Source organism: Streptomyces sp. NPDC086835 (assembly GCF_044745705.1).
GTDB lineage: Bacteria > Actinomycetota > Actinomycetes > Streptomycetales > Streptomycetaceae > Streptomyces.
In genome coordinates, this window is sequence record NZ_JBIVAU010000004.1 from 491,306 (window position 1) to 517,695 (window position 26,390).

The 26,390-nt window shown below is 71.6% G+C and carries 22 protein-coding genes and 1 riboswitch; of the genes, 16 read left to right on the top strand and 6 right to left on the bottom strand.

What is annotated here, in order from left to right:
- Positions 1-129: 129 nt before the first annotated feature.
- A complete protein-coding gene (locus ACIPJI_RS17335; protein WP_307706808.1) occupies positions 130-930 on the bottom strand; it encodes a DUF4190 domain-containing protein in 801 nt (266 codons plus the stop codon).
- A gap of 261 nt (positions 931-1,191) precedes the next feature.
- On the opposite strand from ACIPJI_RS17335, the gene ACIPJI_RS17340 reads away from it, so the two are divergent.
- From ACIPJI_RS17340 to ACIPJI_RS17350, 3 genes are all read left to right on the top strand, one after another.
- A complete protein-coding gene (locus ACIPJI_RS17340; protein WP_402247178.1) occupies positions 1,192-3,222 on the top strand; it encodes an N-6 DNA methylase in 2,031 nt (676 codons plus the stop codon).
- Between the two features lie 100 nt (positions 3,223-3,322).
- Complete coding sequence (locus ACIPJI_RS17345) at positions 3,323-4,051, top strand: hypothetical protein (protein ID WP_402247068.1); 729 nt, start codon at positions 3,323-3,325, stop codon at positions 4,049-4,051.
- Positions 4,048-5,556: a serine/threonine-protein kinase gene (locus tag ACIPJI_RS17350; protein WP_402247070.1), complete on the top strand. Its 1,509-nt coding sequence runs from the start codon at positions 4,048-4,050 to the stop codon at positions 5,554-5,556. Before ACIPJI_RS17345 ends, ACIPJI_RS17350 begins: the two co-directional genes overlap by 4 nt.
- A 37-nt stretch (positions 5,557-5,593) precedes the next feature.
- Here ACIPJI_RS17350 and ACIPJI_RS17355 read toward each other — a convergent pair whose 3' ends face one another.
- Both ACIPJI_RS17355 and ACIPJI_RS17360 read right to left on the bottom strand, forming a co-directional pair.
- Positions 5,594-6,496, bottom strand: a complete 903-nt coding sequence (locus ACIPJI_RS17355) for a class I SAM-dependent methyltransferase (RefSeq protein ID WP_402247072.1) — start codon at positions 6,494-6,496, stop codon at positions 5,594-5,596.
- Positions 6,497-6,545: 49 nt separating this feature from the next.
- Positions 6,546-9,059, bottom strand: coding sequence for a YfhO family protein (locus ACIPJI_RS17360; RefSeq protein ID WP_402247074.1), 2,514 nt, complete (start codon positions 9,057-9,059; stop codon positions 6,546-6,548).
- 124 nt (positions 9,060-9,183) lie between these two features.
- Between ACIPJI_RS17360 and ACIPJI_RS17365 the strand changes: the two genes are divergently transcribed.
- A complete protein-coding gene (locus ACIPJI_RS17365) occupies positions 9,184-10,173 on the top strand; it encodes a glycosyltransferase family 2 protein (RefSeq protein ID WP_402247076.1) in 990 nt (329 codons plus the stop codon).
- Complete coding sequence (locus tag ACIPJI_RS17370) at positions 10,170-10,589, top strand: GtrA family protein (RefSeq protein WP_356618380.1); 420 nt, start codon at positions 10,170-10,172, stop codon at positions 10,587-10,589. The genes ACIPJI_RS17365 and ACIPJI_RS17370 overlap by 4 nt, the downstream gene beginning before the upstream one ends.
- 73 nt (positions 10,590-10,662) lie before the next feature.
- On the opposite strand, the gene ACIPJI_RS17375 is transcribed toward ACIPJI_RS17370, so the two are convergent.
- Positions 10,663-11,973 carry a polysialyltransferase family glycosyltransferase gene (locus tag ACIPJI_RS17375; protein WP_402247078.1) on the bottom strand — a complete coding sequence of 437 codons (1,311 nt, stop codon included), beginning with the start codon at positions 11,971-11,973 and terminating at the stop codon, positions 10,663-10,665.
- Positions 11,970-12,920: a glycosyltransferase family 2 protein gene (locus ACIPJI_RS17380; RefSeq protein WP_402247080.1), complete on the bottom strand. Its 951-nt coding sequence runs from the start codon at positions 12,918-12,920 to the stop codon at positions 11,970-11,972. The genes ACIPJI_RS17375 and ACIPJI_RS17380 overlap by 4 nt, the downstream gene beginning before the upstream one ends.
- Before the next feature lie 273 nt (positions 12,921-13,193).
- Between ACIPJI_RS17380 and ACIPJI_RS17385 the strand changes: the two genes are divergently transcribed.
- The 9 genes from ACIPJI_RS17385 to ACIPJI_RS17425 all read left to right on the top strand — a co-directional run bounded on the left by ACIPJI_RS17385 (position 13,194) and on the right by ACIPJI_RS17425 (position 22,141).
- Positions 13,194-13,844, top strand: coding sequence for a SurA N-terminal domain-containing protein (locus ACIPJI_RS17385; protein WP_402247082.1), 651 nt, complete (start codon positions 13,194-13,196; stop codon positions 13,842-13,844).
- 22 nt (positions 13,845-13,866) lie between these two features.
- On the top strand, positions 13,867-14,862 hold the full coding sequence (locus ACIPJI_RS17390) for a nucleoside triphosphate pyrophosphohydrolase (RefSeq protein ID WP_402247083.1): 996 nt from the start codon (positions 13,867-13,869) through the stop codon (positions 14,860-14,862).
- Positions 14,859-16,112 carry a cytochrome P450 gene (locus ACIPJI_RS17395; protein WP_402247085.1) on the top strand — a complete coding sequence of 418 codons (1,254 nt, stop codon included), beginning with the start codon at positions 14,859-14,861 and terminating at the stop codon, positions 16,110-16,112. The genes ACIPJI_RS17390 and ACIPJI_RS17395 overlap by 4 nt, the downstream gene beginning before the upstream one ends.
- Before the next feature lie 141 nt (positions 16,113-16,253).
- On the top strand, positions 16,254-17,231 hold the full coding sequence (locus ACIPJI_RS17400; RefSeq protein ID WP_356618373.1) for a transglycosylase family protein: 978 nt from the start codon (positions 16,254-16,256) through the stop codon (positions 17,229-17,231).
- Positions 17,232-17,582: 351 nt separating this feature from the next.
- A riboswitch (cyclic di-AMP (ydaO/yuaA leader) is annotated at positions 17,583-17,718 on the top strand.
- 4 nt (positions 17,719-17,722) lie between these two features.
- On the top strand, positions 17,723-18,406 hold the full coding sequence (locus ACIPJI_RS17405; protein WP_356618371.1) for a transglycosylase family protein: 684 nt from the start codon (positions 17,723-17,725) through the stop codon (positions 18,404-18,406).
- A gap of 309 nt (positions 18,407-18,715) precedes the next feature.
- Complete coding sequence (gene eno, locus ACIPJI_RS17410; RefSeq protein WP_307706795.1) at positions 18,716-20,011, top strand: phosphopyruvate hydratase; 1,296 nt, start codon at positions 18,716-18,718, stop codon at positions 20,009-20,011.
- Between the two features lie 135 nt (positions 20,012-20,146).
- Positions 20,147-20,629, top strand: coding sequence for a septum formation initiator family protein (locus tag ACIPJI_RS17415; protein ID WP_356618367.1), 483 nt, complete (start codon positions 20,147-20,149; stop codon positions 20,627-20,629).
- A 19-nt stretch (positions 20,630-20,648) separates the two neighbouring features.
- Complete coding sequence (locus ACIPJI_RS17420) at positions 20,649-21,179, top strand: DUF501 domain-containing protein (RefSeq protein ID WP_307706793.1); 531 nt, start codon at positions 20,649-20,651, stop codon at positions 21,177-21,179.
- A gap of 20 nt (positions 21,180-21,199) precedes the next feature.
- Positions 21,200-22,141, top strand: coding sequence for an exopolyphosphatase (locus ACIPJI_RS17425; RefSeq protein WP_402247088.1), 942 nt, complete (start codon positions 21,200-21,202; stop codon positions 22,139-22,141).
- Positions 22,142-22,148: 7 nt separating this feature from the next.
- Here ACIPJI_RS17425 and ACIPJI_RS17430 read toward each other — a convergent pair whose 3' ends face one another.
- Entirely contained in the window at positions 22,149-22,949 is an 801-nt protein-coding gene (locus ACIPJI_RS17430; RefSeq protein ID WP_356618364.1) for a VOC family protein, read from the bottom strand.
- Between the two features lie 470 nt (positions 22,950-23,419).
- Between ACIPJI_RS17430 and ACIPJI_RS17435 the strand changes: the two genes are divergently transcribed.
- Positions 23,420-24,799 (top strand): NAD(P)/FAD-dependent oxidoreductase, encoded by a 1,380-nt coding sequence (locus ACIPJI_RS17435; RefSeq protein WP_356618362.1) that lies wholly within the window; start codon positions 23,420-23,422, stop codon positions 24,797-24,799.
- A gap of 272 nt (positions 24,800-25,071) precedes the next feature.
- Positions 25,072-26,370 carry a cyclopropane-fatty-acyl-phospholipid synthase family protein gene (locus tag ACIPJI_RS17440; protein ID WP_356618360.1) on the top strand — a complete coding sequence of 433 codons (1,299 nt, stop codon included), beginning with the start codon at positions 25,072-25,074 and terminating at the stop codon, positions 26,368-26,370.
- Positions 26,371-26,390: the final 20 nt, after the last annotated feature.

Genomic DNA, 26,390 nt, shown 5'->3' on the forward strand with positions numbered 1-26,390 from the left:
CCGGCTGTGGGGTCCCCTTCAACTTACCCGCCGGGGGCGCCCGGGGGGGGGGGGGGGGGGGGGGGGGGGGCCCCCCCGGGGGGGGGGCCCCCCCCCGGCTCCTTGTCCGTACCGCGTCTGCCGCGGGTGTCAGAGCTTCAGCTCCCACTGCGAGGCGTCGTAGTCGAAGCCCGGGGAGACCTCGACCGTCAGGTCCTTCGCGTCGGCGGGGGCGTCGAAGGCGAACGTGACCGTGGCCTTCTTGCCGGGCAGGATCGTGCCCTCGAAGCCGGTGCCCGCCTTGTCGTCGAAGATCTGCTCGGCGGTCACACCGTCCTTGCCGGCGCGGGCGTCGGCGGTGACGAGGCTCGTGTCGAACTTCTCCTTGCCGGCGTTCTCGATGGTGATCGTGACCTGGTAGGCCTTGTTGCCCTTGGTGTGGCCGATCGCGAACTCGCCGGGCGTGTACGGCTTGGGCGCGGAGACCGTGACCTGCACGTCGTCGTCGTAGACGGAGGTCTCGTCCGCGGCGAGGGACTTGCCCTCGGCCTTCGGCGCGTCACCCTCCGCCGCACCGTCGGTGCCACCGGCGGAGGTGTCCTTGGGCGCGGTGTTCTCGACGGCCTTGTTGATCTCGTCGACCGCGTCGTCCACCGCCATCACCGTGACGATTCCGATGATCACGCTGACGATGATCCCGAGCAGGCCCAGCACGGTTCCGGCGAGGGCCACGCCCTTGTTCGTCGCCTCGCCGCGCTTGGCGCGGCCCCGGCCGACGATGCCGAGGATCAGCGCGATCAGGCAGAGGATGGTGCCGATCCAGAAGAGGAACGGGATGACCGCGAAGACGAGGCCGATGATTCCGAGCACCAGGGCGGCCGTACCGAGGCCGTTGCGCGGTGGGTTGGGCGCTGCGAACTGGCCCGGCTGCGGCTGGGTGTACTGCGACATGGGTCCCCCCCATTGATTGTGGCGGGCCCGATCTTCCGTGGCCCGTTCTGCATGGGTCAATAACAGCAGAGGCTGTGAACCGAGTCAACAAGAAAGTGTTCCGTTCTTCAATCTTCCCCTGTGAAGCGCGTTGTGACCGTGAACCCGAGTACAGTGCCGGACACAGCAAGCGGAACTGTGGGGGGAGACAGCCGGGTGCCGGACAACGCAGCAGAGGTGACCGCAGCAGACGGGACGCCCCCAGAGGTGACCGCCGCAGAGGTGACCGCGGCCGAGATCGCCAGGCTCGCCGGCGTCGGTCGTGCCGCCGTGAGCAACTGGCGCCGTCGGCACGCCGATTTCCCCAAACCCGTCGGAGGGACGGAGACCAGCCCCTCCTTCGCCCTCGCCGACGTCGAGCGCTGGCTGCGCGACCAGGGGAAACTGGCCGAGGTGCCCCTCCGTGAACGGGTCTGGCAGCAGCTGTCCGCCCACCCGGCCGGAGCCCTCACCGCCCTCGTCCACGCCGGCTGCGCACTCCTCCTCGTCCATCACCGGCCGTCCGGTTGGCCCGCCCTCGGCGCCGTCTCCGACGCCCGCCTGGCGGTGGTGCTGCCCGGCGCGCTCGAGGAGGTGCTGACGTTCCGCTTCGGCACCCCGCGGGCCGTACGGACACCGCTCCCCGACGAGCTCGCGCCCTCCGTGCCGCTGCTGCGCGGCGCCGTCGCGCTCGCCGCGGAGACCGGGGCCCGCCAGGCCTTCGAGTTCCTGCTCGGGCGGCATCTCGACGCCAACCCCCGGCAGTACACGCTCACGCCGGCCGAACCGGCCGCGCTGATGGCCGCGCTGATCGGGCCCGCGGGGACCGTGCTCGACCCCGCCTCCGGCACCGGCACCCTCCTGCGCGCCGTCGACCGCCCCGGCGCGCTCCACGCCCAGGAGTCCGACCCCGACCTGGCCGCGCTCACCGCCCTGCGTCTCGCCCTGCACACGGACGCCGACGTGCGGGCAGCGGCGGGCGACGCGCTGCGCGCGGACGCGTTCCCGGAGCTCGCCGCGGACGCCGTCCTGTGCCATCCGCCGTTCAACGAGCGCAACTGGGGCCACGACGAACTGGCCTACGACCCGCGCTGGGAGTACGGCCTGCCCGCCCGCACGGAATCCGAACTGGCCTGGGTGCAGCACGCGCTCGCCCGGCTGCGCCCAGGCGGCACCGCCGTACTGCTGATGCCCCCGGCCGCCGCCTCCCGCCGGTCCGGGCGCCGTGTCCGCGCCGGACTGCTGCGCCGCGGCGCGCTGCGGGCCGTCGTCGCCCTCCCGGCCGGGGCCGCGCCCCCCTACGGCATCCCGCTCCACCTGTGGGTGCTGCGCAGGCCCGGCCCCGCAGAACGCCCGTCACCGGAGCTGCTCCTGGTCGACACCGCGACGGCGGAACCGGCCGCGGCGGGCCGCGACCGGCTCGACTGGCAGGCCATCCGCGCCGCGGTGCTCGATGCCTGGCAGCCGTTCGAACGGCAGGGATCCGTGCCGGAGACCCCCGGCGTGAGCCGGTGCGTCCCGGTCATCGAACTGCTCGACGACGACGTCGACCTGGCCCCGGCCCGCCATCTGCCGCCCCCGGCCGCCGGTGGCGGCGCCGCCGGACTGGACGCCGTACGCGAACGCCTGACACAGACCCTGCGCCGCACCGGTGAGCTCACGCCCCCACCGTTCCCGGCGGCGTCGCCGGCCGTCGCGCCCGTCCACCGGCCGGCCACCACCGTGGGCGAACTGGCGCGGGCCGGCGCACTGGTCATGCACGCCGGAGGCACCGGCGGCGGCGCCCCGGGTGAGGACGTGCCCGTCCTCACGGAGCAGGACGTCCTGTCGGGCAAGGCCCCCACGGGCACGCTTCCCGACGGACCGGACGAGGAGCCGGTGCGCGTCGAGGCGGGCGATGTCGTGGTTCCCGTGCTCGGCGCCGGCACGGTCGTCCGCGTCGTGGACGAGGCGACCGCGGGCGCCGCCCTCGGCCGCAACCTCCAGCTGCTGCGCCCCGACCCGGACACGCTCGACCCCTGGTTCCTCGCGGGCTTCCTGCGCGGCAGCGCCAACCAGCGCCAGGCCAGCAGCTACGCCTCCACCGCGACCCGCCTCGACGTCCGCCGCCTCCAACTGCCGCGCCTGCCGCTCGCGGAGCAGCGGCGCTACGGGGAGCGGTTCCGCACGCTCGCCGAGTTCGAGGAGGCGCTCCGCCTCGCGGGCCGCCTCGGCGAACGGCTCGTCCAGGGCATGTACGACGGGTTGACGGACGGCAGCCTCCGGCCGGAGTGACCAAGAGGACGGCCGTTCCGTACAACCCGTAACCCCTTGTCGGTGTCGGTGTATACGCTCGGTCCCCTACGCCTCGTCCCCAGGCATCAGGAGCACAAGAATGCACGGCCACGGCTATGCGCCGCCGCAGCCCACGCGCCCATCGACAGCGGTGCTCGTGGTCCTGCGCATCGTCTTCGTCGCGCTCGCGCTGCTGAGCATCGGATTCCTCGCCTGGGCAGCGATGCTCCGGCTCGCCGTGGTGCGCCGGCGCCGCTCGGACTGGGTGCTGTTCTGGCTGTCGCTGGCCCTCACCGTCATGGTCTTCGTGGTGATCGGCGAGTTCAGCACCACGGGCACGGCGCCCGTCGCCGAGGAGGACCCGACGGCGCTCGACTTCGTCTGCCTGGGTGTGCTGTTCGGGCTCGCCATCGGGGTGCCGACGCACTATCTGGTCGCCGAGATACGGCACTACCAGGAGCCGCGCCCCGGCTGGTCACCCGCCGTCGCCGGCTCGCCCTACGGCCCGCCGGTCGCGGGCGCGGGCCCCGGGCCGTACGGGGCGCCGCCGGCCCCGGCGTACGGCTACCCGCCCGCGCCGGGCGCTCCTGCCGCCCCTGCCCCGGCGTACGGCTATCCGCCGGCGCCGGCGGCGCCTGCCGCACCCGTGTCGCCGCCCACGTCTCCCCCCACGTCCCCTCCGGTGTTCCCGCCCGCGGCCCCGTCCGCCGCCGCCGGACGGCCGGCGACCCCCGCAGGGTCCGGAGGAGGAGCCACACCCCGCATCGACCAGGTCCGCGCCGAGCTCGACGAGCTCAGCGACCTGCTCCGCAAGGAAGAGGGCAAGTGAACGGACGGGTCGTCGGGGGCCGTTACGAACTGTCCGCGCTCGTCGGCCAGGGCGGCATGGGGCAGGTGTGGACGGCCTACGACGGGCGTCTCGACCGCCGCGTCGCCGTCAAGCTGCTGCGCCCCGACCACATGGCCGCGGCGACCGCCGCCGACGAGATGCGCCGGCGTTTCGTGCGCGAGTGCCGGGTGACGGCCCAGGTGTGCCACCCCGGTCTGGTCACCGTGCACGACGCCGGCAGCGACGGCGACGACCTGTACCTCGTGATGCAGTACGTCGAGGGCGCCGACCTGGCCGACCATCTCGCGGAGCACGACCCGTATCCGTGGGAGTGGGCCGTCGGCGTCGCCGCGCAGCTGTGCGCGGTGCTCGGCGCGGTGCACGCCGTGCCGATCGTCCACCGCGACCTCAAGCCCCGCAATGTGATGGTGAAGCCCGACGGCACGCTCACCGTCCTCGACCTCGGCGTGGCCTCCGTCATCGACACGGACACCACCCGGCTCACCCACACCGGTTCGCCCATCGGCAGCCCCGCCTACATGGCCCCCGAGCAGGCGATGGGCGGCGCGGTCGGTCCGTACACGGACCTGTACGCGCTGGGCGTCCTGCTGCACGAACTCCTCAGCGGCAACGTCCCCTTCGCCGGTTCCACGGCCCTCGGCGTGCTGCACCGGCACCTCCATGAGCCGCCGCTGCCGGTCCGGCAACTGCGCCCGGAGGTTCCCGAGCCGCTGGAGGCCCTCGTGCTGCGCCTTCTCGCCAAGGACCCGCAGCACCGTCCTTCCGGGGCCCAGGAGGTGTACGAGGCGCTGGTTCCGCTGCTGCCGCAGCGCGGCGAGCCCCGTGGGCCGCTCGACCCGACGCGCCCGTTCCTGCGCCCGCACGCCCCCTGGCCGGACCGGGCGGGTGTCGCGCCGGCCCCCGCCACGCCGCCGGTGGCGCCCGCGCCGAGGCCCGATGTCGCGGGCGCCGTCGACGAGGTCAAGCGTCTCCTCGGCGAGGGCGGCATCACCCAGGCCGTCGACATCCTCGGTGGCATCCTCCCGGCCGCGGCGGCCGAGCACGGCGAGCACTCACCCGTCGTCCGCATCCTGCGCAAGCAGTACGCGGCGACCCTGATGGACGACGGCCAGTACCGCCGGGCCCTGCCCGAGCTGCGCCGCCTCGCCGACGACAGGACGGCGGAGGCCGGCCCGTCGGACGCCCAGACGCTGCAGTACCGCTACGACGCGGCCCACTGCCTGGAGCAGCTCGGCGAGGCGGCCGCCGCGGTGGCCGAGTACCGCGCGGTCCTGCCGTACTTCGAGAGCTCGGAGCCGGACCGCGCGCTCCAGGTGCGCCACCGCATCGGCCATCTGCTGCTCGCGGTGGGCGACCACACGGCGGCGCAACAGCAGTTCCAGTCGCTGCTGTACGACGCGGAGCGCGCGTACGGCCCCTACCATCCCCTGCCGGCGGAGGTGCGGCGGGCGCTGGAGCGCCAGCAGCAGTTCCGCATGGGCTGACGGCCGGGCAGGACAGGATTGCGGGGCCGACGCCGGCTCAGTCCGCCCGCAGGAACGCCGAGGTGGACACCCTCCCCAGCATCCGCAGCCGGGACGTTCCGCCGGCCAGGTGCTTGTCCAGGGCCTCCTGGACCCCGGGCCAGGCCTTGTCGCCGTAGTCGTCGAGGACCACGATCCCGCCCGGCGCGATGATCTTCTCGACCCATTCGAGGTCGGCGGCCACACCCTCCATGGAGTGGTCGCCGTCCACGACGATCACGCCGTACTCCCGGTCGGAGACGGCCTCACGGACCTCCGGGTCGGACGAGAAGCCCTGCTGGACACGGGCCTGGAGGGCCGAACGGCTGCCGCCCAGCGCCAGGTTGGCGCGTACGACGTCCTCGCGCACCGGGGTGCCGGTCGGGTCGGCGGGCTGCGAGGTCCCCGGCTGGAGCTGTGAGCCGGCCAGCGGGTCGACGATCGTCAGGTCCGGTTCGATGCCCGCCCGGTGCACCATGCGCACCAGGGCGGAGGCGAACAGCCCGTACAGGGTGCCGATCTCGAGGATGTTGCCGTTCGGCGGCGAGAGCAGCGGAACGGTCGCGAGCTTGCCGCAGATGTTGGACGTGGAGCCCGCCAGCCGCCCCACCCCGAGCGCCTCCAGCGCGACCACCGTGCGGAAGGCGACGACGACACTGCGCCGGGCGTGCTCGCCGCGTCCGCTGACGTCCCCCACCTCGCGCACCAGCCGGTCGATCTCCGCGGCGGGCGGGATGCGGTGCGCGCCTCTGCCCGTGCCGTCGAGCAGCAACCCGACCGCGTACTGCTGCCGCCGCATCTCGGCCACCTCCCGCCGCAAGGTGTCGAGGTCGGGCTGCACGCCACGTCTCACGCGCTGTTCGAGCAGGGTGAGGGCGGGACGCAGGGCGCGCTTCGTCAGACGGTTGCGGAGAATGGGCATGCCCGGGAACGTACGCGTGAACAACCCCCGGGCCCACCAAGCTCCAGTGCTAGGCAGATGAAGTCTTGGTGTCCCCCCGGCGACGCAGGCGGGAAAGCATCGGGCGGCCGGGGCCGACGACGATCAGCCCGATCAGACCGGCCACCGCCGCGAACGTGCCCGCGCGCAGCCCCGGTGGCCGGAACGCGCACTCCACGGACGTCTGTCCGGCGGCCACGGGGGTCGCCACCAGGCCCAGGTACGAGTCCGCCGGCCGGCCCCCGCAGCTCCAGCCCGCGATCCGGGGCGCGGCGAGCACGGCCGTTCCGCCCGGACCGGCGGGCAGTTCGGCGCGGACACCGCTGCCGTCGACGTCGACGGACACCGCGCCGGTGCTCCGCAGCCGCTCCACCGCCGCCGACAGCCGTTGCCGGTCGAGGCAGCCGAGCGCCTCGTGGGGCAGGGTCCCGGCCCGCGCGGCGCGCAGCGACACGGTCACCTGCCCGTCGCCGGTCCGTCCGAGGCCCGCCATCGCGGCGCGCCGTCCCGGGAGTTCGCCGCGGAAGTCGACGAGTTCGCCCGCCCCGACGCGGGCCGTGCCGAACAGGTCCGGCGCCCACAGGAAGACCCCGCTGCCGGCGGGGCAGCGGGCCGTCAGGGTGTAGCGGCCGGGTGCCAGCCGGTGGTCGAAGCGGTCCTGGTCGGGGACGGCCGCCCCTGCCTCGGTGCGCAGCCGGGTCGCGGGGACCGTGTAGACGGCCGAGCCGAGCAGCTTCTCCTGGTTGCGGTACGGGGAGCGGCCGAGGCGTGGGCCGTCCGCAAGGACCGGCCGCACGGTCACCAGCGGCGGGACCTCCTGCCGGGTCACCGTCGTGGGCCTGTCGTCGGGCCGGGTCCAGCCCTGGTGCGGGTCTCGGGGCACGTGCACACGGGCGCCGACGGAGAAGACCGCGTCGGTGACGGGGTTGTCGAGGCTGTGCATAGCCCGGCCGCCCGAGGTCCACCCGCTCCCGAGGGCGAGGAACGTACGCGTCAGCACGGCGGGTGTGTGGCTGCTGTAGTAGGCGGCGCCCTGGCCGCCGACGGCCATCGGGTCGTTGGCGGTGGTCTGCTCACGGCCGGGGTCCGTGCGGTAGCGGGGCCAGCCGTCGGCCTCTTGGACGGCGTCCGCCTGCACCTGCTGGCGCGTTCCCCAGGGCGCGTAGTCGTCGAGGCGGTTCAGGCGCTGCCGGTCCGCGTAGGCGGTGGTCGCCGCGGCCTGGCCCACCAGGGCGCCGATCAGCAGGACGGCGGCGAGCGGTGCCGTCCGCCTGCCGCGGCGGGCGAACAGCAGCCCGCCCGCGACGGCGAGCAGCCCGGCGGCGAACAGCGGGTACGTCCACCGGGTGACCAAGGGGCTCCACGACGCGGCGGCGATGATCGCGAGGAGCACGGCGCAACCGCCGAGCAGAGCCCGCCGGCCGGGCCAGGCGCGGGCGACGGTGGTCCACGCCGCGATGACGATGACACCGGCGAGAACGAAGGTCTGCCGGTACGGGCTGCCGTTGGGCGTCGCGAAGGCGTGCCACAGCAGATGTGTGGGGCCCCATTGCAGCGACAGCGCCACCGCCGCCACCAGACCGGTCCAGGCCAGCCGCTCACGACCGGGCACCGCGCGGTGGAAGGCCAGCGCGCAGGCCAGCAGCAGCGCGCCCGTGCCGAGGAACAGCGCCGGGGTGAAGAAGCTGTAGGTGGCCGGCAGCAGCCGTGCGGACATGTCCGCCCAGGAGGCCGCCGCGAACTCCCGCTTCCACCCGGGATAGGCGTGCCGGGTGCCGAGGAAGACGGGGACGAGCACGGGCGCCGCGAGCGCTGTGCCGAGCAGCACGGCCCGCACCGCGCGCAGCAGGGCCCGTATCCGCTCCCGGCGCTCGGGCTCCTCCAGGAGCAGCCGCAGGAGGAGGACCAGTGCGGCGCCCAGGGTCGCCATGTAGGCGGTGTAGAAGTTCGCGGTCCACGCCAGTGCGACGATCACGGGACCCAGCACGGGCCGCCTGCCCCTGCGGGCCCATTCGCCGACGAGACACAGCAGCGGGAAGGCGATCAGCCCGTCCAGCCACATGGGGTTGTACGAGGCTTCGACGACCGACCAGCCGCACAGGGCGTACGAGGCGCCGAGGACCGCGGCCGCCCACCGTCGGTCCGTGCCCCGGCGGAGCGCCGTGAGCAGCCAGGTCATGGCCGCCGCGGCCGCCGCCATCTTGACGAGGGTGACCACGTAGACGGCCAGGTCGATCTCGTCACGCGGGAACAGCCCGACGAGCACCGAGAACGGGCTCGCCAGGTAGGTGCCGAGGTCGGGCAGGAAGCTGGTGCCGTACCCGGACTGCCAGTTGAGCAGCACTCCGCCGTCGGCCCGCCCGTGCAGCAGGTCCCACAGCCGGGTGTGGAACGGGACGAACTGGTTGCCGAGGTCGTTCACGCTGCGGGTGTGCGGCCCGAAGGGGTAGCTGCGGGCGACGGCGTCGCCGGCGCACACGGTGCCGGCGGTGATGAGCGCGGCGAGACCGGCAGCACGGCCGCGCGCGGGGGGCAGAGTCCACATGATGTGTCGAATATGCCAGTAGTGATCGTGAAATCACCCTGAGGGAAGACCAGTTCACCGAAGGGTCGCCTCTACGCCATGTCGTGACCCCGTCTGCGACATTCACGGCGGATGTTGTTCTCTGGTGCTGATCTCGATAGTTGTCCCGTGCTTCAACGAAGAGGAGATCATCGGCCGCTTCCATGACCATGTGACCGCCGAACTGGACCTGCTCGGGCAGGAATTCGAGCTGGTATACGTGGACGACGGAAGCCAGGACCGGACGCTCGATCTCCTCCGGGAGATCGCCGAGGCCGACTCCCGTACCCGATACGTCTCCTTCAGCCGCAACTTCGGCAAGGAGGCGGCGATGCTCGCCGGCCTCCGGCACGCCGAGGGGGACGCGGTCGTCATCATGGACGCCGACCTCCAGCATCCCCCGGAGCTCGTGCGGCGCATGCTCCAGCTGTACGAGGAGGGCTTCGACCAGGTCATCGCCAAGCGCACCCGCAAGGGCGACCGGGTCTCCCGCACGGTCACGGCGCGCGCCTACTACTGGCTGATCAACCGGCTGGTCGACGTGCAACTCGTGGACGGCGTCGGCGATTTCCGGCTGCTGTCACGGCGCACCGTCGACGCGGTGCTGGAGCTGACCGAGTACAACCGTTTCTCCAAGGGCATTTTCGCCTGGGTCGGATTCCGCACGACGACATTCGAGTACGAGAATGCGGTGCGTGAGCAGGGCCGCTCCAAATGGAGCTTCGGAAAGCTCCTCAACTACGGTCTCGACGGGCTGCTCTCCTTCAACAACAAACCGCTGCGGGCCGCGATCTATCTGGGAATGCTGCTGCTGGCCGTCGCGATGGTGTATGCCGCCTGGATCGTCGGTGTCGCCCTGGCGAACGGCGTGGACACCCCTGGATATGTCACCCTGCTCGTGGCGGTCATCGCGCTCGCCGGCGTGCAGATGCTGATGCTGGGTGTGGTCGGCGAGTACGTCGGACGCATCTACTACGAGGTGAAGCGGCGGCCGCACTTCCTGGTGAAGGCGACCAACGCCGGCCTTCCCCGACAGGAGGAGGGCCGACGGGACCGTGACGGGAACAGGCGCGCGGGGGAACTGGTAGGGAAATGACGGTACGGGGCCAGATCGTCAGGTTCGGCCTGGTCGGGCTGGTGAACACCGGGACGTACTACGGCCTGTACCTGGCCCTGCTCACGGTCCTGCCGTACGTGGCGGCCCACGTCGTCGCCTTCCTGCTGTCCATGGTCGGGTCGTTCTTCCTGACCTCGTACTTCACGTACCGCACGCCTCCGACATGGCGGAAGTTCCTGTTGTTCCCGCTCACCAACGCGGCGAACTTCGTGGTGACGACGAGCGGGGTGTACCTGCTCGTCGACGTGCTGCACTTCGGCAGCACCGGTGCGCCGCTGCTCGCGGCGGCAGCGGCCATCCCGCTGACGTTCGTCCTGTCGCGGTTCATCATGCTCGGCCCGGACCGCTCCCCGGTCCGGCCGGACGCGGAACCGGAGCAGGCCACCGTCCGCTGACGAGCGCCGCACATGTCCGTGCCCCCGCCGGTCCAGGATCGGCGGGGGCACGGACACGCGCGGCTCGGGCGGCTCAGCGCATCCGGCGCGCCACCTTGCGGAGCACCGGGTTACGGCGCAGCGCCTCGCCACGGACGGGCGGCGTGGCCCCCGGCAGGCCCAGGCTGGTCAGCCTGCGCCGCTTGAAGTAGCGGGTCAGCCTCTCCTCGGGCAGCGCGGAGAGGAAGGACACCGCCTCCTCCCGCAGCCCCGGGTGGGACGCGGACTGCATGCAGTACCCGACCGCGCGCACCAGGCCGCCGACATCGGCGGTGAGGTCCACCGGCCCGCCCGCCCGTGCGGTGTCACTCAGGTCGGGGACGAGGGCGTCCACGATGGTCAGCGGGACGCGGTTGCTGTTCTGGTAGGGGGCGATGCGCTCCAGCAGCAGTTCGGTGCCCACCCGGGCGGCGGGGATGCCGTAGAAGGCCGCAGCCGTGATCATCGCGGTGGAGAAACACCCCACGACCAGTTCCGGGCGGGCCCGTTCGTAGAGCGTCTCCGCGAGCACGGGCGTCCGCAGGATGTGCAGATCGAGGCCGAGCTCGGACCCGAGTTCCTCCAGGGCGCGCGTGGAGTCCGCGGGGGCGCTGGGATGCGGCTTGAAGGTGATGACGCGGTGCCCGAGGGCCGCGGCCCCGCGGATCATGCCCAGGTGCAGTTCCTCCTCCTCGTCCCGGCTGATCAGCTCCAGCGCGGAGAGGTACTGGCCGAGCAGCAGCGCCGTGGGACGCTCCGGACCGGTCTGGGCGGCCGAACCGACGTCGCCGAGCACGGCGCGGAACTCCGCGTCGGGCACGGCGACCGGCTCGACGCCGTACTCGGACAGCAGCATCGGCCGCAGGCCCGGCACCAGGTCGAGATGGATCAGCCGGCTGATGCGGCTGCTCATCGGCAGCGGGATCTGGCTGCGGGTGGGCCCGTAGCTCATCAGCCCGTCCGCGTACACATGGAGCGGACTGTCCGCGAAGATCGCCGCGACGGCCCGCGAGGGGTTGGCCTGGATGGACTCGCAGGCGATCTCGACCTTGTCGTCGCCCAGCCCCCAGGCGAGCCGCAGGCTCCTCTCCCACAGCAGGACGTCCTGGGCCCGGGGGGACCAGCCGGCCGGGTGGTGCGGACGGATCGTCGCGTTCCAGGAGCGCACCTCGTCGAACTCGGGGCGCAGCGCCTCGAAACCGGACATCCGGTCCAGCGGGGTGCCCAGTTCGGGAACGGCCGAGGTGTCACTGACCACCAGGATCCGGCGGTGCTCCGACCGAGGACCGAACAGGCCGGAGCGGATCGCGGCCGTGACGGTGGCCGCCGCGTACTGGGTGGCGGCGCAGAAGATCTGGACGGTCATGCGGCGGCCTTTCTGATGATGGTGCGCCGTTCGTCGTCGAGCCCGGCGAGTGCCCGCTCCAGCTCGGCACCCGGAATGCGCCGCAGTGCCCCGCTGGTGAGGGCCTTGAGCTCGCGGGCGACGGAACGGCTGAAGCGCTGCCGGTCGCGGAGCTGATGCGCGATGACGACGCAGTAGCCGCGGATCGCCTTCGGCATCAGGAGGTCCGCCTGCGGGTCGTCGGCGAGCTCGGCCAGTACCTGGTCGAACGCCTTCACGAAGTCCAGCTGCCGTACGTCGCCGATCTGGGTGAGCGAGCTCGCGACGCCCCGCCGGTAGAAGATCCGGTGCAACGAGGTCACGGCGTAGGACTCGGCGTTCCGGTGCAGTTGCCAGATCCAGGGCCGGTCCTCCGCGGTGCGCAGTCCGTCCGTGAACCGCAGCATCCCCCGGTCGAGGAGGGAGGCGTCGTAGACACCGGCCCAGGCGTACGGGTAGTCGACCATGCTCGACTCGCCGACCGGAAGGATCGACGACCGCGGGTCCAGCGGCGTGTCCCGCCGTCCCTCCGGGGCCCGCTGGAGGGTCCGACGGCTGCCGGTCACCTGCACATGGTCGGTGCGTACGAAGTCCACGCCGAGCCGGTCGATCGCGTCGACGAGGGCCGCCAGGTGACCCCGCCCGAGCCAGTCGTCGCCGTCGAGGAAGGTGATCAGGCGGCCGTCGGCCCGGTCGATGCCGGTGTTGCGCGCCGACGCGAGTCCCCGGTTCTCCTCGTGGCGGACGACGGCGCTGTTCGGCAGGCGCCGGGTGAGCCCGGTGAGGGCTTCGAAGGTGTCGTCCGTCGAGCGGTCCTCGACGAAGATGAACTCGAAGTCGTCCCGGGCGTTGTTCACCAGGCCGGCCACCGTATCGGCTATGTACGCGGAGACGTTGTAGCAGGGGACGATGACGGAGAGCGTGGTCACCGGGCGAGGGTACGCGCGGCCGAGGGAGCGGCTTTTGACGCCGGCGTGAGCGGAAGGTGAACGCCGGATGAGCGTCGGGGGAGGCGGACGGGTGCCCTTGGCAGCGCCCGGATCCGCCGGGCCGGTCCGCCGTGGGAGGAGGGAGAGTGCCGCCCGCATCCCGGGCTCGGGCCGAATCGTTTGGCGAATCAGTGGCCCACGCCACTCCCAGTGCCTAACATCGATCACCGCAAGGCCTTGTGCACCGAAGCACAATCATGCCGGGAGGCCCCTTTGCACCGCCGTCGTCGCACCGCGCTCACCGTCTCCGCCGCGCTCCTCGCCGCCGCGCCGCTCCTCGCCGCCTGCGGCACCGACGCGCACCCCGGGACCGCCGCCGTCGTCGGCGGGCAGCGGATCGAGATGTCCACCGTCCAGGCCAAGGTCCAGGACGTTCGCGACGCGCAGCAGGCCTCGCCGCAGTCCGCGCAGCTGATCAAGGACAGCGGGCAGCTCGGCCGGGCCAAGCTGTACGACCTGATCGTCGACCGGGTGGTCGCGAAGGCCGCCGAGGACGCCGGGGTGAGCGTCAACCGCAAGGAGATCCAGGACGGGCGGGACGAGCTCGTGGAGCAGTCCGGCGGTGAGGAGCAGCTCGCCGCCATGTATCTCCAGCAGCGCGGCGTCGCCCCCGACCAGGTCGAGAACGCGGTGCGCCGCGACATCCTGGTCGGCAAGATCGCCACCGCGATCGGCGCGGCGAACAGCCCGGAGGGCCAGCAGAAGCTGAACGAGGCATTCACCGCCGCCGCGAAGGACCTCGACATCGATGTGAACCCCCGCTACGGCGCCTGGGACGACGCGAAGCTGGAGCTCGGGAACTACAAGGCGCCCTGGATCACGCAGGTCTCGCAGGAGGCACAGCCCGTCGAGGCGGGTGCGTAGCGGCGGGAGGTAGGTTCGGGGTGTGACCACCGAAGCACCCGCCGTCGGCCGTATCGTCCTGCTCACCGCCAGCCACCGCGTCGCGCCCGGACTGCTGTCCTGGCCCGCGTGGCGGACGCTGCACGCGGCGGACCGGGTGCTGTGCGCGGATCCGCACCACCGGCAGCTGTCGTACCTGCGTGAGGCCGGTGTGACCGTCGAGCACCTCGCGCCGAGCGCGCAGGAGCTCGTGGACGCCTGCGCGGGAGGCCGCACGATCGTCGTGCTGGCCTCCGGCGAGGGCGAGCCGGCCCTGACCGACGGTCTGGCCCGCCTCGGCGGGTCCGGCCGGGTGGCGATGCCGGACCTGGAGCTGCTGCCCGGTGCGTACGACCTGCCCGGCGCGCGGCTGCTCGACCTCGTCGAGGTCATGGACCGCATCCGCCGCGAGTGCCCCTGGTCGTCGCGGCAGACCCACAAGGGCCTGGCCAAGTACGGGATCGAGGAGGCGTACGAGCTCGTCGAGGCCATCGAGGACGGTGACCGGGACGAGCTGCGCGAGGAACTGGGGGACGTACTGCTCCAGGTCGTCTTCCACGCGCGGATCGCCGAGGAGGGCGGCCCCGGGGAAGAGGACGAGCCGTTCTCGATCGACGACGTCGCGGGCACGATCGTCGAGAAGCTGATCCACCGCCATCCCCATGTCTTCGGTGAGGAGACCGCCTCGACGCCCGAGGAGGTCAAGGCGCACTGGCTGCGCACCAAGGCGATCGAGAAGCGGCGCGATTCAATGACCGACGGTGTTCCGCTCGGCCAGCCGGGCCTCGCGCTGGCGGCGAAGCTCGCCTCCAGGGTCCGTACGGCCGGCCTCGACGTCCCGCTCCCCGCCGGACAGGGCGTCGGTTACGAGCTGCTCGCCCTCGCCGCACGCGCGGAGGCGGCGGGCATCGACCCCGAGGCCGCGCTGCGTGCCGCGGCCCGCGCGTACCGGGACGCGATCCGCGCGGCGGAGGGTCACCCCGATAACGTCGAGGGGTGAACGACCCGACCGACCGGAACGCCGCTCCCGAACTCTTCACCTGGGAGTTCGCGACCGACCCCTACCCCGCCTACGCCTGGCTGCGCGAGCACTCGCCGGTGCACCGGACCCGGCTGCCCAGCGGCGTGGAGGCATGGCTGGTCACCCGGTACGCCGACGCCAAGCAGGCCCTCGCCGACCAGCGGCTCTCCAAGAACCCCGCGCATCACGACGAACCGGCGCACGCCAAGGGGAAGACGGGCATCCCGGGCGAGCGCAAGGCGGAGCTGATGACGCATCTGCTGAACATCGACCCGCCGGACCACACCCGGCTGCGCCGGCTGGTCTCCAAGGCGTTCACACCGCGCCGTGTGGCCGAGTTCGCGCCGCGGGTGCAGGAGCTGACGGACCGGCTCATCGACTCCTTCGCTCAGAAGGGGGAGGCGGACCTGATCCACGAGTTCGCCTTCCCTCTGCCCATCTACGCCATCTGCGACATGCTCGGCGTCCCGCGCGAGGACCAGGACGACTTCCGTGACTGGGCGGGGATGATGATCCGCCACGGGGGCGGTCCGCGCGGCGGCGTCGCCCGCTCGGTGAAGAAGATGCGCGGATACCTCGCGGAGTTGATCCACCGTAAGCGCGAGGAGCCGGGGGACGACCTCATCTCCGGGCTCATCAAGGCGTCCGACCACGGCGAGCACCTCACCGAGAACGAGGCCGCGGCGATGGCCTTCATCCTGCTCTTCGCCGGCTTCGAGACCACCGTGAACCTCATCGGCAACGGTGTGTACGCCCTGCTGCGCAACCCCGGCCAGCGTGAGCGCCTCCAGGCCTCGCTCGCCGCGGGCGAGAGCGAACTGCTGGCCACCGGGGTCGAGGAACTGCTGCGCTACGACGGGCCGGTGGAGCTCGCGACATGGCGGTTCGCCACCGAACCGCTCACCGTCGGCGGGCAGCGGATCGCGGCCGGCGACCCCGTACTCGTCGTGCTCGCGGCCGCCGACCGCGACCCCGAACGCTTCGACGCGCCGGACACGCTCGACCTGTCCCGGCGTGACAACCAGCATCTGGGGTACGGGCACGGCATCCATTACTGCCTCGGCGCGCCGCTCGCCCGGCTCGAGGGGCAGACCGCGCTCGGCACGCTGCTCCGCAGAATGCCTGACTTGCGGCTTGCGGGAGATCCGGCCGATTTGCGGTGGCGTGGGGGACTCATCATGCGTGGATTGCGCACTCTGCCCGTTGAGTTCACGCCGCAAACAAACTGACGTTCCGTCAATTCTGTGACTTTCACGTGATCTCCGCTGCATCGACTTGTGACTCGCGTTCGAATACGGCTACGTTCACCGTCGACTCGGCATGCAACAGCAGGCCGCAGGCTTCCCAGCTGTCACGCGAAAGGCAACCGCATGCTCTCCGGGAACGGACGACACCGCCGACCCCGCCAGGCTCCGGCCCTCATCGTCGCGGCAGGCGTGACCGGTTCGGCCATCGCCATTCCGCTGCTCGGCGCGGGCTCGGCCTCCGCCGCGGACGCGAGCACGTGGGACCGTGTCGCGGAGTGCGAGAGCGGCGGCGCCTGGAGTGCCGACTTCGGTAACGGCTTCTACGGCGGACTCCAGTTCTCGGAGGAGACCTGGGCCGCGTACGGCGGCACCGCGTACGCGCCGAGCGCCGACCTCGCCAGCCGTTCGCAGCAGATAGCGGTCGCCGAGAAGGTGCTCGCCGCCGAGGGGCCGCAGGCGTGGCCCGCCTGTGGTCCGCTCGCGGGGCTCGTCGACGACGGCACGGACACCGGCGTCGACCCCGGCATCCTGCCGCTGCCGCAGCAGAGCGAAGCGCCGGCCGCCGAGCCGTCCGAGGACGCCTCCGGCGAGGACGCGCCGACCGACCCCAGGGACAGCGAAACCCTGGAGGACTCTTCCGGCGGTTCGGGCAGGACCGGAGCGTCGGACGGCGCTGACACCTCAGAGCCGACCCGTGAGGCCGACGGCGCACCGGACCCCACGGACGAGGCCACCACCGCTCCCGACGCGGCCGACGGAGCCGCGGGTGCGGCTCCCTCCGACGATGCGACGAGCGGCGGCGGCAAGCACCGCGGCGCCCCCGCCGACGACGAGGCGGAAACGGGCAATACGGAAGAGGGTCGCGAAAGCGGCCGTCATGCCTCACGCGGTGACAGTTCAGGCCGTAACGGGGTCGACGAGGCAACCGGCCCTGGCACCTACACCGTTCAGCCCGGCGACAGTCTGTGCGACATCGCCGCCGAGAAGGACGTGCCCGGCGGGTGGCCGGCGCTCTACGAGGCGAACGAGGAGACCGTCGGGGCCGACCCGGACCTCATCCTGCCCGGTCAGAGCCTCGATCTGGGCCTGAACCGGGGCTAGTTCGCGTAGGCTTTCGCGGGCTTATGTCCGTTGTGTGCGAGTGAGACAAGGGTCTCTTTGCTGCAACTGGAGCAAAGTCCCCGCTAATTCGCCCACTCCGCCCCTCACCTGCGAAAACGGACACGTGCAGGCGGCCGGTTCGGGCGATTTCTCCCCGATGTTCGACTTTGAACATCGGGGAGTCGTGTGTCTACCGTCGGAACCGTTCGCCATCGCGGGCACCGTCGACCGATACGCCGAATCCTGCCGTCGGTCGGGGGGAACAGTCGTCGCTCAGAGCGCCGAAGGCAGGAGCGGGGGACCCAGGTAAGTGCCGGGCCCGTGAGTCGAGATCGCGAGAGGCCGACCGTACGTCGAGGTCGGCCGGACCGTGAGACCGGCGGACGGAGCCGGCTGGGGGTGAAGTCCGCGCGTCAGTGACGTGCGGCCGGGCAACTCACAGGCCCGAACCCGACAGCTCACCTCGCAGGCGTCGGTGAGGAGATAGCTCCATGCTGCGTTCTTCCGGCAACGCCAAGCACCGCCGCGCTTCCAGGGCGACCCGTATCGCCGCCTTCGTCGGCATCACCGGTGCGGCCGTCGCCGCCCCGCTGCTCGGCGCGGGCACCGCCTCCGCCGCCACCGCTTCCGAGTGGGACGCAGTCGCCCAGTGCGAGTCCGGCGGCAACTGGTCCATCAACACCGGCAACGGCTACTACGGCGGCCTGCAGTTCTCCGCCTCCACCTGGGCCGCGTACGGCGGCACCGCGTACGCCGCGACCGCCGACCAGGCGTCCAAGTCCCAGCAGATCGAGATAGCCGAGAAGGTCCTGGCCGGCCAGGGCAAGGGTGCCTGGCCGAGCTGCGGCGTCGGCCTGTCCAGCGCCTCCTACGACGGCGGCTCCGCCGAGGCCGAGCCCACGCAGCCGGCCCAGGAGCGCGCCGAGGCCCCCACCACGCGCTCCGAGCGCGCCGAGGCCCCGGCCAAGAAGGCCGAGAAGCCCGCCGCCGCTCCCGAGGCCAAGGCCTTCAAGAAGGGCGACGGCGAGTACAAGGTCAAGGCCGGCGACACCCTGAGCAAGATCGCCGAGGCCGAGAAGGTCAAGGGCGGCTGGGAGAAGCTCTTCGAGCTGAACAAGGACATCGTCGAGGACGCCGACGTGATCCACCCGGGTCAGCAGCTCCATCTGAGCTGACCCTCCCCCTCCCACGGTCCGGCGGTCGTGGGAGGCCACCCGTCTTTCGAACGGGACCCGAGCACCCCGGTCCGGCGCACCTTCCCCCGTACGCGCCGGGCCGGGGTTCGGTCCGTCGAGGGGTCGGGACCCGAATGCCGGTTACTCGCAGGTAGATACCGCCCTGTTTGTCCGGCCTCAAGGGTCTTGATGCCCTTTTTCGTCCCAGGGGGCGGGCATCGGCCGGCCTTTGCCCCCGAGGCGGTTAGGCTCTTGCCGCAAGGCCAAGCAGACCTCTGCACTTTTTCTCGCGTCACATCCCAGAAGGAGATGCTCGTGCCGTCCATCGACGTCGTCGTAGCCCGGGAAATCCTGGACTCCCGAGGTAACCCCACGGTCGAGGTCGAGGTTGGCCTCGACGACGGCAGCACGGGTCGTGCTGCAGTTCCGTCCGGCGCCTCCACCGGTGCGTTCGAGGCTCTCGAGCTTCGCGACGGTGACCAGAACCGCTACCAGGGCAAGGGTGTCGAGAAGGCCGTCCTCGCCGTCATCGAGCAGATCGGCCCGGAGCTCGTCGGTTACGACGCCACCGAGCAGCGGCTGATCGACCAGGCGATGTTCGACCTGGACGCCACCCCGGACAAGTCCTCCCTCGGCGCCAACGCCATCCTCGGCGTCTCCCTCGCCGTGGCGCACGCCGCCTCCGAGGCCTCGGACCTGCCGCTCTTCCGCTACCTGGGCGGTCCGAACGCGCACCTGCTGCCCGTTCCGATGATGAACATCCTGAACGGCGGTTCGCACGCCGACTCCAACGTGGACATCCAGGAGTTCATGATCGCGCCGATCGGCGCGGAGTCCTTCTCCGAGGCTCTTCGCTGGGGCACCGAGGTCTACCACACCCTCAAGAAGGTCCTGAAGCAGAAGGGCCTGTCCACCGGTCTCGGCGACGAGGGCGGCTTCGCGCCGAACCTCGACTCCAACCGCGCCGCCCTGGACCTCATCCTCGAGGCCATCAAGGAGGCCGGTTACGCCCCGGGCAAGGACATCGCGCTCGCGCTCGACGTCGCCGCGTCCGAGTTCTACAAGGACGGCTCGTACGAGTTCGAGGGCAAGTCCCGCTCGGCCGCCGAGATGACCGAGTACTACGCGGAGCTCGTCGACTCCTACCCGCTGGTCTCCATCGAGGACCCGCTGTTCGAGGACGACTGGGCCGGCTGGCAGGCCATCACCGAGAAGCTCGGCGCCAAGGTGCAGCTCGTCGGCGACGACCTGTTCGTCACCAACCCGGAGCGCCTGGCCCGCGGCATCGAGGAGAACGCCGCGAACGCCCTGCTCGTGAAGGTCAACCAGATCGGTTCGCTGACCGAGACCCTCGACGCCGTCGAGCTCGCCCAGCGCAACGGCTTCAAGTGCATGATGTCCCACCGCTCCGGCGAGACCGAGGACGTCACCATCGCCGACCTGGCCGTCGCCACCAACTGCGGTCAGATCAAGACCGGCGCCCCGGCCCGCTCCGAGCGCGTCGCCAAGTACAACCAGCTGCTGCGCATCGAGGAGATCCTCGACGACGCGGCGGTGTACGCGGGCCGCAGCGCGTTCCCGCGGTTCCGCTTCGCGGACCAGTAAGCACAGCGAGTACGAGGGCCGACCTTCGCCTGATCGTCGCCCGATCACCGGCTGACGCCCTGTCGTCCGTACGTCCCCGGCCGCGGTCCCGTACCGTGTCCGGGGACGTACGCGTGTGAAGGGGAGGCGAGAGGAATGGCACGCACGCCGGAGGCGGACCGGTTCTCCACCGCGACCAGGCTGCGGCTGCTCGGCGAGCAGACCGCCGCCCGTGTCTACCGGTCCCAGAACCGCCGCCAGGCCCGCCGCTCCCGCCTCACCGGACGTGCGGCCTTCCTCGCCCTCGTCGTCTGCTCGCTCGTCGTCGCACTCGCCTACCCGATGCGCCAGTACGTCTCGCAGCGGGCCGAGATCGCCGAGCAGGAACGGCTGATGGAAGAGGCCCGTACGAGCGTCGAGCAGCTCAAGGACGAGAAAGCGCGGCTCAAGGACGACATGTACATCCGGCGCCTGGCCCGCGAGCATCTGCACTACGTCCTGCCGGGGGAGACCGGATACACCATGATCGACCCGGAGGCCGCCGAGCAGCAGCACGAAGAGGGCGGTGCGGCCGACCGGCCCTGGTACTCGAACGTATGGAACGGCGTGGACAGCGCCGATGGCCCGCAGCACGGTTAAGTCAGCGAACAAGGCAGGCATGGAAACCCCTCCTCCCACCACCGAACCCACCGAGCCCACCGACGCGGACATCGCCGCGTTCAAGGATCAGCTCGGCCGGCCCCCGCGCGGTCTGCGCGCGATCGCGCACCGCTGCCCCTGCGGGCAGCCCGATGTCGTCGAGACCGCCCCGCGGCTCCCCGACGGCACCCCCTTCCCGACGCTGTACTACCTGACGTGCCCGCGGGCGGCTTCCGCGATCGGCACGCTCGAGGCGAACGGCGTCATGAAGGAGATGACCGAGCGCCTGGCGACCGATCCCGACCTCGCCGCCGCCTACCGGGCGGCCCACGAGGACTACATCCGGCGCCGTGACGCCATCGAGGTGCTGGAGGGCTTCCCCAGCGCCGGCGGCATGCCGGACCGGGTGAAGTGCCTGCACGTGCTGGTCGGCCACTCGCTGGCGGCCGGCCCCGGCGTGAACCCCCTGGGCGACGAGGCGATCGCGATGCTGCCGGAGTGGTGGGCCAAGGGACCGTGCGTGACGCCCTGCGTGACGCCCGAAGCCTGAGCACCGAGGAGACCGCCGACATGACCCGCGTCGCCGCGATCGACTGCGGCACCAACTCCATCCGGCTCCTGGTCGCGGACGTCGACCCGGCCACCGGGAAGCTCGTCGACCTCGACCGCCGGATGACCATCGTCCGGCTGGGCCAGGACGTCGACCGCACCGGGCGGCTCGCGCCCCAGGCGCTGAAGCGGACGTTCGACGCCTGCCGTGAGTACGCCGCCGCCATCGAGGAACACGGCGCCCGCCGCGTCCGCTTCGTCGCCACCTCCGCGTCGCGCGACGCGGAGAACCGCGACGAGTTCGTCGCCGGCGTGCTCGACATCCTCGGCGTGGAGCCGGAGGTGATCACCGGTGACCAGGAGGCCGAGTTCTCCTTCACCGGCGCCACGAACTCGCTCGACGGCCGCTCCGACCTCGGCCGCCCCTATCTGGTCGTCGACATCGGCGGCGGCTCCACCGAGTTCGTGGTGGGCGAGGAGCACGCCCGGGCCGCCCGGTCCGTCGACATCGGCTGCGTACGGATGACCGAACGGCACGCGCCGAGCAGTCCGGCGACGCCGGAGCAGATCGCCGCGATCACCGCGGACATCGAGGCGGCGCTCGACGACGTCGAGAAGACCGTGCCCATCCGGCAGGCGCACACCCTGGTCGGGCTCGCCGGCTCCGTGACCACGGTCGCGGGCATCGCGCTCGGCCTCGAGGAGTACGACTCCCAGGCCATCCACCACTCGCGGATCTCCTACGAGCAGGTCGAGGAGGTCACCACCATGCTGCTGAACTCGACGCACGACGAGCGCGCGGCGATCGGCGTGATGCACCCCGGCCGCGTCGACGTGATCGCGGCCGGGGCGCTCGTCCTGCTCACGGTCATGCGGCGGACCGGGGCCCGCGAGGTGGTCGTCAGCGAGCACGACATCCTTGACGGCATCGCGTACAGCGTCGCCGCCGGGACGAGCGACTGAGTCCGCGTCAGGACGTCGGTGCCGGGGACGGGGTGAGCACGACGAACTCCGCCCCGGCCGGGTCGTTGCAGACCGCCAGCCGGCCCACGCCCTCCGCGTCCTCGGGGCCCATCGAGACCGATCCGCCTTTCTCCCGTACGAGGGCGACCGTGGCGTCGCAGTCCGCGGTGCCGAAGACGGGGTGCCAGTACGGCCGGTTCTCGCCCGACGAGAACATCTGGGGGACGGCCATGATGCCGCCGAACATCCGCTCGGCCGGCTGGTCCTTCGGCGTGACCATCGTGTACGTGCCACCGTCGCCGGGGAGCTCCATGTCCTGGCCGGACCAGCCGAAGACGGTGCCGTAGAAGGTCTGCGCGGCGGTCGAGTCGGTGGTGTAGAGCTCCACCCAGCCGAGGCTGCCGGGGGCGTCGGCCAGTTGGATCCCCGGGTACGAGCCCGGCTGCCAGACCGCGAACTGGGCCCCCTGCGGGTCGGTGAGCTGGGCGAACCGCCCTTCGTCCGACACCTCGGAGGGCGGGGTGCGCACCGAGCCGCCGGCCTGCTCGACAGCCTTGACGGTGGAGTCGATGTCGGGAGTGTGGAAGTAGACCATCCAGGCGGGGCGGGCGCCTTCCTCGGTGAGCTGCCCGACGGCTCCCACCACCTTGCCGTCGAGCCGGAACGACTTGTAGCCGCTCGTCTCCTGGTCGAACGACTGGGCCTGCCAGCCGAACACGGCGCCGTAGAAGGCGGCCGCCGCGTCGATGTCGGGGGCGCCGAGATCGAGCCAGCAGGGGGAGCCGGGCACGAAGTCAGTGGTGATCACGCGATTCCCTTTCTCCGGGACTTCCCCGGTCTCTCCCGGGGTCTGCGCTTCAGCCTGGCACCGAGCGTCGGCCCCCGCCCGACGACGCTCCGGCCGCCGTCCGAAGGGCCCGCCGGACCGACCTGGAGGGGTGCTCGCGAGAAAGTTCGTGAAGTTCTTCACAAGGAAAAGCGCCCTGACGGGCCCGTGGAGGCTCCTGGAGGCCCTTTGTGCGCGCCTGTTGGGCCCGGACGGGCACATTCGAAGGCGGTCGGCGGACCGCGCCCCCAGAGGGGAAGGAAGGGCGGTCCAACGGCCCCGCAGCCCTAGGGGCCAGCTCAGAGGGGTGATCAACGTCCCCGGACACCCTGTGGTTCCCCCTGGGAACCATGACCTGGGTCACGTGGGCGGCGGAGTGTAGCAGAGTGGCGGCAACACCTTGTGAAGGGGCTCACGAGCGTCCCCTCCGAGGGGGGTGGATACTCGATGGCATGAGCACCACGGAGCGTCCCAGGATCCTCGTTGTAGGCGGTGGGTACGTAGGCCTGTACGCGGCTCGGCGCATTCTCAAGAAGATGCGCTACGGCGAGGCGACCGTCACGGTCGTCGACCCGCGGTCGTACATGACGTACCAGCCCTTCCTCCCCGAAGCTGCTGCCGGCAGCATCTCGCCTCGGCATGTCGTCGTCCCGCTGCGACGCGTGCTGCCCAAGGCTGAGGTTCTCACCGGTCGGGTCACGACCATCGACCAGGACCGCAAGGTCGCGACGGTCTCGCCGCTCGTCGGCGAGGCGTACGAGCTGCCCTTCGATTACCTGGTGATCGCCCTCGGCGCGATCTCCCGTACCTTCCCGATCCCCGGCCTCGCCGAGCAGGGCATCGGCATGAAGGGCATCGAAGAGGCCATCGGCCTGCGCAACCACGTGCTCGAGCAGCTGGACAAGGCCGACTCGACCACGGACGAGGACGTCCGCCGCAAGGCGCTGACCTTCGTCTTCGTCGGCGGTGGCTTCGCCGGCGCCGAGACCATAGGCGAGGTCGAGGACCTGGCCCGTGACGCGGCGAAGTACTACAGCAACGTCAAGCGCGAGGACATGCGGTTCATCCTCGTCGACGCCGCTGACAAGATCCTTCCCGAGGTCGGCCCGAAGCTGGGCAAGTACGGCAAGGAGCACCTCGAGGGCCGTGGGGTCGAGATCTACCTCTCCACCTCCATGGACTCGTGCGTCGACGGCCACGTGGTGCTGAAGAACGGCCTCGAGGTCGACTCCAACACGATCGTGTGGACCGCCGGTGTGAAGCCGAACCCGGCGCTGGCCCGCTACGGCCTGCCGCTCGGCCCCCGCGGCCACGTGGACTGCAGCGAGAAGCTCCAGGTCCAGGGCACCGACTACATCTGGGCCGCCGGCGACAACGCCCAGGTCCCGGACATGGCCGCCCGCAAGGCGGGTGTCGAGAACGCCTGGTGCCCGCCGAACGCCCAGCACGCGCTGCGCCAGGCCAAGGTCCTCGGCGACAACGTGATCTCCGGGATGCGCGGCTTCCCGCAGAAGGACTACGAGCACGCGAACAAGGGTGCGGTCGCCGGTCTCGGCCTGCACAAGGGCGTCGCGATGATCGTCATGGGCAAGATGAAGATCAAGCTCAAGGGCCGGCTCGCCTGGTACATGCACCGTGGCTACCACGGCATGGCCATGCCGACCTGGAACCGCAAGATCCGGGTGTTCGCCGACTGGACGCTGGCGATGTTCCTCAAGCGCGAGGTCGTCTCCCTCGGCGCGATGGAGAGCCCCCGCGAGGAGTTCTACGAGGCCGCCAAGCCGGCTCCGGCCGTCTCCAAGCCGGAGGCCGAGAAGGCCAAGGCCTCCTAGCGGTACCGCTGTCCCCGAAGGGGCCGCCCGCCATCCGTGGTGCGGGCGGCCCCTTCGGCGTTCCCCAGGACCCTTCGGCGTGGCCGAGGGCTCGCCCGGCCACGGGCGGGTTGACTCCGACCAGGTGCCGTTTCCGGCCTTTTTGCCTGTGCATTGCGTAGTGCGGGGAAGCACACACGGTGGTCACGTTGTTGAGGGAATGAAACCGTGCAGTCCCGCGGCGCGGGACTGGCGGGGCGTTCGTGGGAACCACCGTCACGGAGGTGTGCGCCATGGCCGACGCCGCACTGCGGCTGACCACTCTCGCCGAGGAACTGCTGGGGGCACCGCTCCCGGTCCGCATCCGCGCCTGGGACGGCAGCGAAGCCGGGCCGCCGGGCGCGCCCACCCTCGTCGTACGGCACCGGCGCGCCCTGCGGCGGCTGTTGTGGCGGCCGGGCGAGCTGGGGCTTGCTCGGGCCTGGGTCGCCGGGGAGGTCGATGTCGACGGCGACCTGTACGAGGCCCTGGATCTGCTCTCCGGGATCTTCTGGGAGCGCGGCGACGAGCGGGAGAGCGCCGTACGTGCGGTACGCGCCGCGCGTGACCCGAGGCTGCGGGCGGCCGCTCTCGGTCTGCTGAAGCTCGGCGGGCCGCTGCCCCCGCCGCCCCCGCCCGCCGAGGAGGTGCGTCGCCGTACCGGCCCGCTGCACACCAAGCGGCGCGACAAGGAAGCCATCAGCCACCACTACGACGTCGGCAACGACTTCTACGAGCTCGTGCTCGGGCCGTCCATGGTCTACTCGTGCGCCTACTGGGACGAGGCGGGCACCCTGGAGGAGGCCCAGCGCGACAAGCTCGACCTGGTCTGCCGCAAGCTCGGGCTGAAGGAGGGCGACCGGCTCCTCGACGTGGGCTGCGGCTGGGGTTCCATGGCCGTACACGCCGCCCGCGAGTACGGCGCCCGGGTCACCGGCGTGACACTCTCCCGCGAGCAGGCCGTCTACGCCCGCAAGCGCATCGCCGACGAGGGTCTCACCGACCGGATCGAGATCCGGGTCCAGGACTATCGGGACGTCAGGGACGGTCCGTACGACGCCATTTCGTCCATCGGCATGGCGGAACACGTCGGCCGGGTCCGCTACCGCGAGTACGCCGACCAGTTGTTCTCGCTCCTCGTGCCGGGTGGCAGGTTGCTCAACCACCAGATCGCCCGTCGCCCCGAGAGGAACGAATCGGCCTACCGGGTCGACGAGTTCATCGACCGCTACGTCTTCCCGGACGGCGAGCTCGCGCCCCTCGGTCGTACCGTCGCCACCCTGGAGGACGCGGGCTTCGAGGTCCGGGACGTCCACGCGATCCGCGAGCACTACGGCCGCACCCTGCGCGCCTGGGTCACCAACCTCGAGAAGGCGTGGCCCGAGGCAGCGCGGTCCACGTCGGCCGGCCGGGCCCGGGTGTGGCGGCTCTACATGGCCGCCTCCGCGCTCTCGTTCGAGCGCAACAGGATCGGCGTCAACCAGGTCCTCGCCGTGCGGACCCCCGACAGCGGCAGTTCGGGAGTGCCGCTGCGGAGCCGCGACTGGCGCTGAGCGACCGGCGCCGGGCCTAC

Excerpts from the sequence above, each read along its gene's own strand:
- ACIPJI_RS17415 (WP_356618367.1), top strand. The coding sequence starts at position 20,147 with ATGGCACGCACGCCGGAGGCGGACCGGTTCTCCACCGCGACCAGGCTG.
- ACIPJI_RS17435 (WP_356618362.1), top strand. The coding sequence starts at position 23,420 with ATGAGCACCACGGAGCGTCCCAGGATCCTCGTTGTAGGCGGTGGGTAC.
- ACIPJI_RS17440 (WP_356618360.1), top strand. The coding sequence starts at position 25,072 with ATGGCCGACGCCGCACTGCGGCTGACCACTCTCGCCGAGGAACTGCTG.
- ACIPJI_RS17360 (WP_402247074.1), bottom strand. The coding sequence starts at position 9,059 with ATGTGGACTCTGCCCCCCGCGCGCGGCCGTGCTGCCGGTCTCGCCGCG.
- eno (WP_307706795.1), top strand. The coding sequence starts at position 18,716 with ATGCTCGTGCCGTCCATCGACGTCGTCGTAGCCCGGGAAATCCTGGAC.
- ACIPJI_RS17400 (WP_356618373.1), top strand. The coding sequence starts at position 16,254 with ATGCTCTCCGGGAACGGACGACACCGCCGACCCCGCCAGGCTCCGGCC.
- ACIPJI_RS17335 (WP_307706808.1), bottom strand. The coding sequence starts at position 930 with ATGTCGCAGTACACCCAGCCGCAGCCGGGCCAGTTCGCAGCGCCCAAC.
- ACIPJI_RS17345 (WP_402247068.1), top strand. The coding sequence starts at position 3,323 with ATGCACGGCCACGGCTATGCGCCGCCGCAGCCCACGCGCCCATCGACA.
- ACIPJI_RS17405 (WP_356618371.1), top strand. The coding sequence starts at position 17,723 with ATGCTGCGTTCTTCCGGCAACGCCAAGCACCGCCGCGCTTCCAGGGCG.
- ACIPJI_RS17425 (WP_402247088.1), top strand. The coding sequence starts at position 21,200 with ATGACCCGCGTCGCCGCGATCGACTGCGGCACCAACTCCATCCGGCTC.
- ACIPJI_RS17370 (WP_356618380.1), top strand. The coding sequence starts at position 10,170 with ATGACGGTACGGGGCCAGATCGTCAGGTTCGGCCTGGTCGGGCTGGTG.
- ACIPJI_RS17375 (WP_402247078.1), bottom strand. The coding sequence starts at position 11,973 with ATGACCGTCCAGATCTTCTGCGCCGCCACCCAGTACGCGGCGGCCACC.
- ACIPJI_RS17355 (WP_402247072.1), bottom strand. The coding sequence starts at position 6,496 with ATGCCCATTCTCCGCAACCGTCTGACGAAGCGCGCCCTGCGTCCCGCC.
- ACIPJI_RS17420 (WP_307706793.1), top strand. The coding sequence starts at position 20,649 with ATGGAAACCCCTCCTCCCACCACCGAACCCACCGAGCCCACCGACGCG.